This is a genomic window from Ralstonia sp. VS2407 (assembly GCF_052950655.1).
Genome location: NZ_JBRFVG010000001.1, coordinates 673,113 through 681,672, shown reverse-complemented (window position 1 = coordinate 681,672; position 8,560 = coordinate 673,113). Strand labels below are relative to the sequence as shown.

The 8,560-nt window shown below is 65.7% G+C and carries 8 protein-coding genes; 1 reads left to right on the top strand and 7 read right to left on the bottom strand.

What is annotated here, in order from left to right:
• Window positions 1–109, top strand: a 109-nt coding sequence (locus ACU8YE_RS03220) for an IS3 family transposase (RefSeq protein WP_322018241.1), incomplete at its 5' end; no start/stop codon positions are given.
• A 118-nt stretch (window positions 110–227) separates the two neighbouring features.
• Here the strand turns inward: ACU8YE_RS03220 and clpB are convergent.
• From clpB to ACU8YE_RS03185, 7 genes are all read right to left on the bottom strand, one after another.
• Window positions 228–2,816, bottom strand: coding sequence for an ATP-dependent chaperone ClpB (clpB, locus tag ACU8YE_RS03215; protein ID WP_343619030.1), 2,589 nt, complete (start codon window positions 2,814–2,816; stop codon window positions 228–230).
• 170 nt (window positions 2,817–2,986) lie between these two features.
• Window positions 2,987–5,164, bottom strand: a complete 2,178-nt coding sequence (locus ACU8YE_RS03210) for a 3-hydroxybutyrate oligomer hydrolase family protein (protein WP_316868880.1) — start codon at window positions 5,162–5,164, stop codon at window positions 2,987–2,989.
• Window positions 5,165–5,336: 172 nt separating this feature from the next.
• On the bottom strand, window positions 5,337–5,717 hold the full coding sequence (crcB, locus tag ACU8YE_RS03205) for a fluoride efflux transporter CrcB (RefSeq protein WP_446928066.1): 381 nt from the start codon (window positions 5,715–5,717) through the stop codon (window positions 5,337–5,339).
• 15 nt (window positions 5,718–5,732) lie between these two features.
• The gene (locus ACU8YE_RS03200) at window positions 5,733–6,254 is read right to left on the bottom strand and encodes a molybdenum cofactor biosynthesis protein MoaE (protein WP_232042653.1); all 522 of its coding nucleotides are present in this window, start codon (window positions 6,252–6,254) and stop codon (window positions 5,733–5,735) included.
• A 16-nt stretch (window positions 6,255–6,270) separates the two neighbouring features.
• On the bottom strand, window positions 6,271–6,528 hold the full coding sequence (moaD, locus tag ACU8YE_RS03195) for a molybdopterin converting factor subunit 1 (RefSeq protein ID WP_009238308.1): 258 nt from the start codon (window positions 6,526–6,528) through the stop codon (window positions 6,271–6,273).
• Window positions 6,529–6,540: 12 nt separating this feature from the next.
• A complete protein-coding gene (locus ACU8YE_RS03190) occupies window positions 6,541–7,800 on the bottom strand; it encodes a molybdopterin molybdotransferase MoeA (RefSeq protein ID WP_446928065.1) in 1,260 nt (419 codons plus the stop codon).
• 81 nt (window positions 7,801–7,881) lie between these two features.
• Window positions 7,882–8,499, bottom strand: coding sequence for a uracil-DNA glycosylase family protein (locus tag ACU8YE_RS03185; protein WP_433867154.1), 618 nt, complete (start codon window positions 8,497–8,499; stop codon window positions 7,882–7,884).
• Window positions 8,500–8,560: the final 61 nt, after the last annotated feature.

Genomic DNA, 8,560 nt, shown 5'->3' with positions numbered 1-8,560 from the left:
CAACTACATCGAGATGTTCTACAACCCAACACGGCGCCATTCGAGCGCCAACGGACTATCACCGGTAGAGTTCGAACAACGTCATTCCCAACGGCTCGGGGGTGTCTAGGAAAGTCGGGGCGATTCAGTGAAACAGAGATGCACCACCAACAAAAACAAAAAGCCAAAAACAAAAAAGCCGCTCCGGAACCCTCCGGAGCGGCTTTTTAACGCACGACAACACAGCCTCAGTGCACAACCCGATCAAACGAGAACTGCCCATCCCGATAATCCACCGGCACCACATCCTTGGGCGCGAACTTGCCCTCCAGAATCATCCGGGCCACCGGATTCTCAAGCTGCTGCTGGATTGCCCGCTTCAACGGCCGTGCCCCGAACACCGGGTCGTAACCCGCAGAGGCCAGCTTGGCCACCGCCTCGTCGCTGATCTCCAGCGCCAGGTCCATCTGCGCCAGACGTGCCGACAGACGCTTGAGCTGAATCCGCGCGATCGATTCGATGTTGCGTTGGTCCAGCGCGTGGAACACCACCACTTCGTCGATCCGGTTCAGGAACTCGGGGCGGAAATGCGTCTTCACTTCCTGCCACACGGCACCCTTGATCACGTCCGCCGGTTCGGTCGCCATCTGCTGGATGAGCTGCGAGCCGAGGTTCGACGTCATCACGATCACCGTGTTCTTGAAGTCGACCGTGCGGCCCTGGCCGTCGGTCAGGCGACCATCGTCCAGCACCTGCAGCAGCACGTTGAAGACGTCCGGGTGGGCCTTCTCCACTTCATCGAGCAGCACCACGCTGTACGGCTTGCGGCGCACGGCTTCGGTCAGGTAGCCGCCTTCCTCGTAGCCGACATAGCCCGGCGGCGCGCCAATCAGGCGGCTCACAGAATGCTTCTCCATGAACTCGCTCATGTCGATGCGGATGAGGTGCTCTTCCGAATCGAACAGGAAGCCGGCCAGCGCCTTGCACAGCTCGGTCTTGCCGACGCCCGTGGGCCCGAGGAACAGGAACGAGCCATAAGGCTTGTTCTCGTCCGCAATGCCGGCGCGTGAGCGGCGGATGGCATCCGACACCAGACGCACGGCCTCGTCCTGGCCGACCACGCGCTCGTGCAGGCGGTCTTCCATCTTCAGCAGCTTCTCGCGCTCGCCGGTCATCATCTTCGACACGGGGATGCCCGTGGCGCGGCTGACGACTTCGGCAATCTCTTCGGCGCCCACCTGCGTGCGCAGCAGCTTGTTCGGCTGCTTCTGGCCGGCAGACTCCGCGGCGGTGGCGGCCTTCAGCTTGCCTTCCAGCTCGGGCAGCTTGCCGTATTGCAGTTCGGCCACTTTCTCGAGCTTGCCTTCGCGCTGCAGCTTGGTGATCTCAAGCTTGATCTTCTCGATCTCTTCCTTGAGCGTAGCCGCACCTTGCGCGGCACCCTTCTCGGCCTTCCAGATCTCGTCCAGATCGGCGTATTCCTTCTGCAGGCGTTCGATCTCCTGCTCGATCAGCTCCAGCCGCTTCTGCGACGCTTCGTCAGTTTCCTTCTTCACCGCCTCGCGTTCGATCTTGAGCTGGATCAGGCGGCGGTCGAGCTTGTCCATCGCCTCGGGCTTCGAGTCGATTTCCATCTTGATGCGCGCCGCAGCCTCGTCGATCAGGTCGATGGCCTTGTCCGGCAGGAAGCGGTCGGTGATGTAGCGGTGGCTGAGTTCAGCCGCGGCCACGATCGCCGGATCGGTGATCTCCACGCCGTGGTGCAGTTCGTACTTCTCCTGCAGGCCGCGCAGGATGGCGATGGTCGCCTCCACGCTCGGCTCGCCCACGAGCACCTTCTGGAACCGGCGCTCCAGCGCGGCGTCCTTCTCGATGTACTTGCGGTACTCATCCAGCGTGGTCGCGCCGATGCAATGCAGCTCGCCGCGCGCCAGCGCCGGCTTGAGCATGTTGCCGGCGTCCATCGCGCCTTCGGCCTTGCCCGCGCCCACCATGGTGTGGATCTCGTCGATGAAGAGGATGGTCTGGCCTTCTTCCTTGGCGATGTCGTTCAGCACGGCCTTCAGGCGCTCTTCGAACTCGCCGCGGTACTTGGCACCGGCCAGCAGGCCTGCCATGTCGAGCACCAGCACGCGCTTGTTCTTCAGGCTCTCAGGCACTTCGCCGTTGATGATGCGCTGCGCCAAGCCTTCGACGATGGCCGTCTTGCCTACGCCCGGCTCGCCGATCAGCACCGGGTTGTTCTTGGTGCGGCGCTGCAGGATCTGGATGGCACGGCGGATTTCATCATCGCGGCCGATGACGGGGTCAAGCTTGCCGATCCGGGCCATCTCGGTCAGGTCGATGGTGTACTTCTTGAGCGCTTCACGCTGGCTTTCGGCCTCGGCGCTGCCGACGGTCTGGCCGCCGCGCACGGCGTCGATGGCGGCCTCCAGCGGCTTGCGCGACAGGCCGTGCTCGCGCGCAATGCGGCCGGCCTCGCCCTTGTCGTCAGCGGCGGCCAGCAGGAACAGCTCGCTGGCGATGAACTGGTCGCCACGCTTGATGCCTTCCTTCTCGGTTTGCTGCAGCAGGTTGCCCAGATCACGGCCGACCTGTACCTGCTCACCACCCTGCACCTGCGGCAGGTGCTTGATGGCGCGGTCCAGCGCCGTGTCCAGCGCCCCCGTGTTCACGCCCGCGCGCGCCAGCAGGTTCTTGGTCGCGCCATCCGGCTGGCGCAGCATGGCCAGCAGCAGGTGGACCGGTTCGATGTACGGATTGTCGTTGCCCAGCGCCAGGCTCTGCGCGTCGGCCAGCGCTTCCTGGAAGCGGGTGGTCAGTTTGTCCAAACGCATTAAAAACCCCTTGCGGAAAATGTTTCACTGCTCCGAAAGATAGGGAGCTTCGGTGGCATTTCAAGCGTGGAAACGCGGGTTTTGATGCAGATTTGCGCCAGAACAAACGGCGGCGTGCCTGCCGGCCGCGCCGCCGTCCCAAGTGCGTCAAAACCGTCCCGGCTATCGCATCAGTTGGGCACCGATACCGTCGCCACGCCGCCCGACACGCTCACCGAGATGCGGTCGCCCGCCGCCGGTGTGCTCGTGAAGTTCGGCACGTTGGCCGCGTTGATGGCCGGTGCAGCACCGGGCGTGCCACCGCGCGGGGTGGTGCGCACCACCTGCGAAGGCGGCAGCGGCGTGCCGTTCTTCAGGTTGGCGTACATGGCGTCCAGCGCGCGCTGTTCATAGAGCACCAGCGGTACGAAGAGGGAGTCATAGCCGGGCACGAGGTCGATGAAGCCGTCGAAATGCTGCGCGTTCATCACCTCGATGTACGACAGCTTGCTCGAGCCGCCCTCCACCTTGGCGTTCAACCCCAGGTACGGCCGCGAGCCATGGTTGACCGGCAGCAGCGCGTCGTTGCGGCCCTGCACGATCAGCGCCGGCTTGCCTTGCAGGTTGCCGGTGCGCAGCGTCTGGCTGATGCCGGTCTGCAACGATTGCGAAGCGGCATCGGCGCCTGTCAGCAGGTTGCGCAGGCACAGCGCGCCATCAAGGTTGGCGGCCTGCGTGCCGGTTGAATCGACCGACTGGTTGCTGCGCGTCGGCCCGCCCTGGGCGTTGTTGTTGACCAGTTGCACGCCGGAGGTGGGCGGAATGCCGTTGCCAACCGCCGCCATCTGCGCGAGCGCCGTGGCGTTCACGGCCGTCGGATGGAACGATGCGTCGGTTGCCGCGAAGCTCAGCCCGCACAGGTTGTCGGTCACGCTGGCGCGCGAGAGCGCGTTGCCAAACGTGGTCGCCACCGATGGATCGATCTCGTAGAACGACATCGACGCATGCACGAGATCCGACTCGGGCTCCCAACCGTAGGCGTGCATCTTCTGCAGGGCTTCGTCAGCCTGGGCAGCCGCCGTGCTGGACGTCAGCAGCCCGGCCGCCTTCAGCGCAGCGCAGCGGTTGGCCTGGGCGCCCGCCGGGAACGTCGTGAGGCTGCCAAAGAACGCCTGCGCCGGTGCGGTAGCAACGCTGGCCGACGACGCCGCGCACAGCCGGAACACGTTGGCGTAGCTCACGTAGTCGAACAGCGGCTTGCCGGTCGTCGGCAGCGTGGTGCCGCCGCGCACCACTTGCACACCGGTATTGGGCGGCAGGTTCAGGCCCGGCTCGCCAACAGCAACGCCATCGATCCAACCACCGGTGTCCTGCTCAGCCGCCGCGATGGCCGCCCCGCCGCCGTTGGAGATGCTCGACGCGATGACGATAGTGTTGTCCGGACGCACCGGCAGCGCGCTGCCGATGAGCGCACCGCTCGTCCCCGACACCTTGTCGTTGATCGCCCAGAACGCGAACTGGACGGCCTGCAGCGTGAACAGGCCCCAATCCTTCTCGGGGTTGCGCTGTGAATGCGCGTGCTTGAACGCCAGCCGGTTCGGCGTGGCCGTGTTGAAGGCGGCGAGCTGGCTGCTGGTGAGCGGCGCGGCAAAGTGCGCGTTGGACCCGGCTGCGCTGCGCGTGGTGCGCGTGCCGTCCTGCAGGGCGACGGTGTCGGTGGCCAGGTCGTGCGGGCCGGCGCCGGTGCCCTTGTCGGTGTAGGCAACGGCGCACTTGCGCTTGAGGCCCCATTCGCCGGTGGAAATCGCCCCGTAGATGCCGCGCGAACCCGACGAGGTGGCGGTGATGATGCAGGGGTTGTTGACGTCGAAACTGTCTGGGATCTGCACGAGCAGCACCACGTTCTGCTGGCCGGTGCCGTCGTCGGAGTACGTCACGTATTCGGTGCCGGCGATCATGCCGGAGCCCTGCGTGACGTTGCCGCTGGCATCGACGTTCGGGCCGTAGAGCGTGCCGTAGCCGCCCTTGGCCGCCGTGTCGACCAGCGCGCGGTAATTGGCGTAGATCGCCAGGCGGCGCAGCTCGGCTGCCGTGGGCGCCGTGGGGTTGGCGATGGTCGGCGCGGTGGCCGAAGCCAGGCCGCTTGCACCCAGGCCGGCGGTCAGCAGGTCATCCGATACGCCGTCGTACCGCGTGACGGTCACCTTGCCGGCAAAGGCCGGCTTGGTATTGCCCGGCACGTTGTTGCCGTCATTGCCGCCACCACAGGCGCTCAGTACGCCGCAACCGGCCAGCAGCACGGCACCGGCAGCGATGAGGTTGCTGGGCGAGACGTGCCGTCGCAGGCGCGCCGTTCGGGTTGGTTTCATTGCGTCTCCTTCTCGTTATGGATGGAACAACACAAAGCAACCCGCGGCGGCCTTCGATACTGCACGTCCTTACTGGACGTCCGTACTGGACGTCCCTAAGCCACCGCAGGCACTACCAGTATGTGAACCCAACTTCTCATTCGCAACTCAATTTGCAGGGCCGATCTTGCGATCAACTGAACGTGCGCACCGTCCAGAGACCAAGCATCGTGAGGAACAGCGAGCCGCCCAGATGCGCCACGATGTGCAGCGCGCCCATCAGGTGGTCGCCGGCCAGGATGTTGGCGACAACCTCGCTTGAAAAGGTGGAGAACGTCGTCAGCCCGCCCAGAAAACCGGTGATGACAAGCAAACGCCATTCCGGCGGCAGCCCCGCATGCATGTCGAAAAAACCTACCGCGATGCCGATCAGGTAGCCCCCCACCAGATTGGCTGCCAGCGTGCCGTACGGCAAGGCCGGATTGATGGCGTTCAACAAGATGGCGAGCGCCCAGCGCAACCAGGCTCCCAGCGCAGCACCCACCCCAACTGCCAGAAAGCCCATTCCGCTCATGCGGTCGCGTCCTTGTTATTCGTAGTCGTTCGGTTGCGCCGATGCGCCGGGCTGATCAGCCGTGCTTTTCGCGGCGTTGTTGGTGGCAATGCCCCAGCGGGCGAGCGCCTTGTCGTCGGTGACACGCGCATCGACCCAGCGCGCGCCTTCGGGCGTCTGTTCCTTCTTCCAGAACGGCGCCTCGCTCTTGAGGTAATCCATGATGAATTCGCACGCGGCAAAGGACTCGCCGCGGTGCTTGGACGCCACCGCCACCAGCACGATCTGGTCTTGCGGCTTGAGTTTGCCAACGCGGTGGATGACGAGCGCGTCGATCAGCTCCCAGCGCTGCATGGCGGCGCTCACGATGTCGGCGAGCGCCTTTTCGGTCATGCCGGGATAGTGCTCCAGCTCCATCTCCGACACGCCGGTGCCGTCATTGATGTCGCGCACGGTGCCGATGAAGCTGGCCACCGCACCAATGTTCGGGCGGCCGGCACGCAGCGCTGCAATCTCGGCGCCGAGGTCAAAGTCGGCTTCCTGCACGCGGACGGACATGGTCGGTCTCCTGCGCTCAACCACCGGTCACGGGCGGGAAGAAAGCGACTTCGCAGCCGTCGTGCACGGCGGTATCGGCCGGCACGATCTGGTGGTCCACCGCCATGCGCAGCGCACGGCCTTCGGCCAGCGTTTCGCCCCAGACCGGACCGCGCTGGGCAAGCCAGCGGCGCACATCGCCCACGGTGCGCACGGCCTCCGGCACGACCACCTGCTCCTGCGAGGTTCCCAGTTGTTCACGCACGCTGGCAAAGAAACGAAGCTCGATCTGCATGTCCATCGCTCCTTAAACCAGGCCTGCAAACGGCAGGAAGCTGACCACATCGCCCGGCGCGATCGGCTGGTTGGGCGGGTTGTCGATCAGGCCATCGCCCCACACCGTGGAGGTCAGCACGCCGGAGCTTTGATTCGGGAACAGGTCCAGCCCGCCGCCCGCGTTGATGCGCGCACGCAGGAACTCGTTGCGGCGATCGCCCTTGGGCAGCGCAAAGTCGGCGCGCATCGGGATGCGTTTCGGTGTCACGTCGGCCACGCCCTGCAGGCGCAGGACGAACGGCCGCACAAACAGCAGGAAGGTGACGAAGCTCGACACCGGATTACCCGGCAGGCCAATGAAGAAGGCGGTCGGGCCGCCCACCATGCCTTCGGGCCGGCGCACCTCGCCAAAGGCCAGGGGCTTGCCCGGCTTGATGGCGATCTGCCAGAGGTTCAGGCGCCCTTCGGCTTCCACCGCCGGCTTGATGTGGTCTTCCTCGCCCACCGACACGCCGCCGGAGGTGATGATGAGGTCGTGTTCCTCGGCCGCTTCGCGCAGCGTGTCGCGCGTGGCTTGCAGCGTGTCGGGCACGATGCCGAAATCGGTAATGTCGCAACCCAGGTTTTCCAGCAGCGCGCGCAGCGTGAAGCGGTTGGAGTTGTAGATGGCGCCGGGCTTGAGCGGCTCGCCGGGCATGGCCAGTTCGTCGCCGGTAAAGAACACGGCCACGCGCGGACGACGCACGACGTGCAGATTGGCGCAGCCGACCGAAGCTGCCAAGCCCAGTTGCTGCGGGCCGAGGCGCGTGCCGCGCGGCAGGATCTCGGCGCCGTCGGCGATGTCCTCGCCTGCGCGACGGATCCACTCGCCGGATTCCGGCACGTGGTCGATGGTGACGGTGCCCGTGTCCGCATCAGCCTTGCATTGCTCCTGCATGACGACGGCATCGGCGCCCGGCGGGATCAGCGCGCCGGTAAAGATGCGCGCCGCCTCGCCCGCATTCAGCGGCTGGCCGACATGGCCGGCGGGAATGCGCTGCGCCACTTTCAGGCGCGTGCCCGGCGCGGTGATGTCGGCGGCGCGCACGGCGTATCCGTCCATCTGCGTGTTGTCGGCGGGCGGCACGTTCAAGCTGCTGCGGACGGCCTCGGCGAGGACGCGCCCGTTGGCGTGCAACGTCGACACGGTTTCGGTCTCGTGCAAAGCGCGCACTGCGGCAAGCAGTTGCGACAGCGCCGCATCGAGCGTCAGCAAGGACGGTTTGACGGCGGGAGCATCGTTGGCGGACATGCGGGAATGGGAAAGCGGAATCGAAAGGGAGATTTCGATTGTATCGGTTCCAGACCGATGCCATGCATCAGCCCAGGCGTATCAAGCGAATGCGTCGGCCAGCGCGGCACGCAGTGCCGGCACGATGTGCGCGTCAAACCACGGATTGTGTTTGAACCAGGCCAGATTGCGCGGGCTTGGATGCGGCAGGGGAAACAGCATGCGGCCGTCGGCGTCCTGCACGGGCCCGTTGCGCACCACGTCGGTCAGCGACCAGTCGCGCGGCACGTCGAGGTAGTTGCGCTGGGCATAGGTGCCCACCAGCAGCGCGAGCCGCACATCGGGCATCGCCGTGAGCAGCGGCCGGTGCCATTTGGGCGCGCATTCCGGGCGGGGCGGAAAATCGCCGTTCGCGCCGGTGCCTGGGAAGCAGAAACCCATCGGCACCACGGCGATGCGCCGGTCGGCGTAGAAATCGTCGTACGGGATTTGCAGCCACTGGCGCAGGCGGTCGCCCGAGCGGTCGTTCCAGGGGATGCCGGTCTCGTGGACGATGCGACCTGGTGCCTGCCCGATGATCAGGACACGGGCGCGGCGGTCCGCCACGACCACCGGGCGCGGCTCGTGCGCCAATGCGCCCTTGCACTCGCGGCAGGCGCGGATGTCGTGCAGGCAGCGCTCGAAGGTTGCCCCGGCGACGTCATCCGGCAGGATCTTCATCTTTTTGGAAGCTGTTCATGGTCCGTAGCGAGCGGCCCGAGGTTGGCGCGAGAAGCACAGC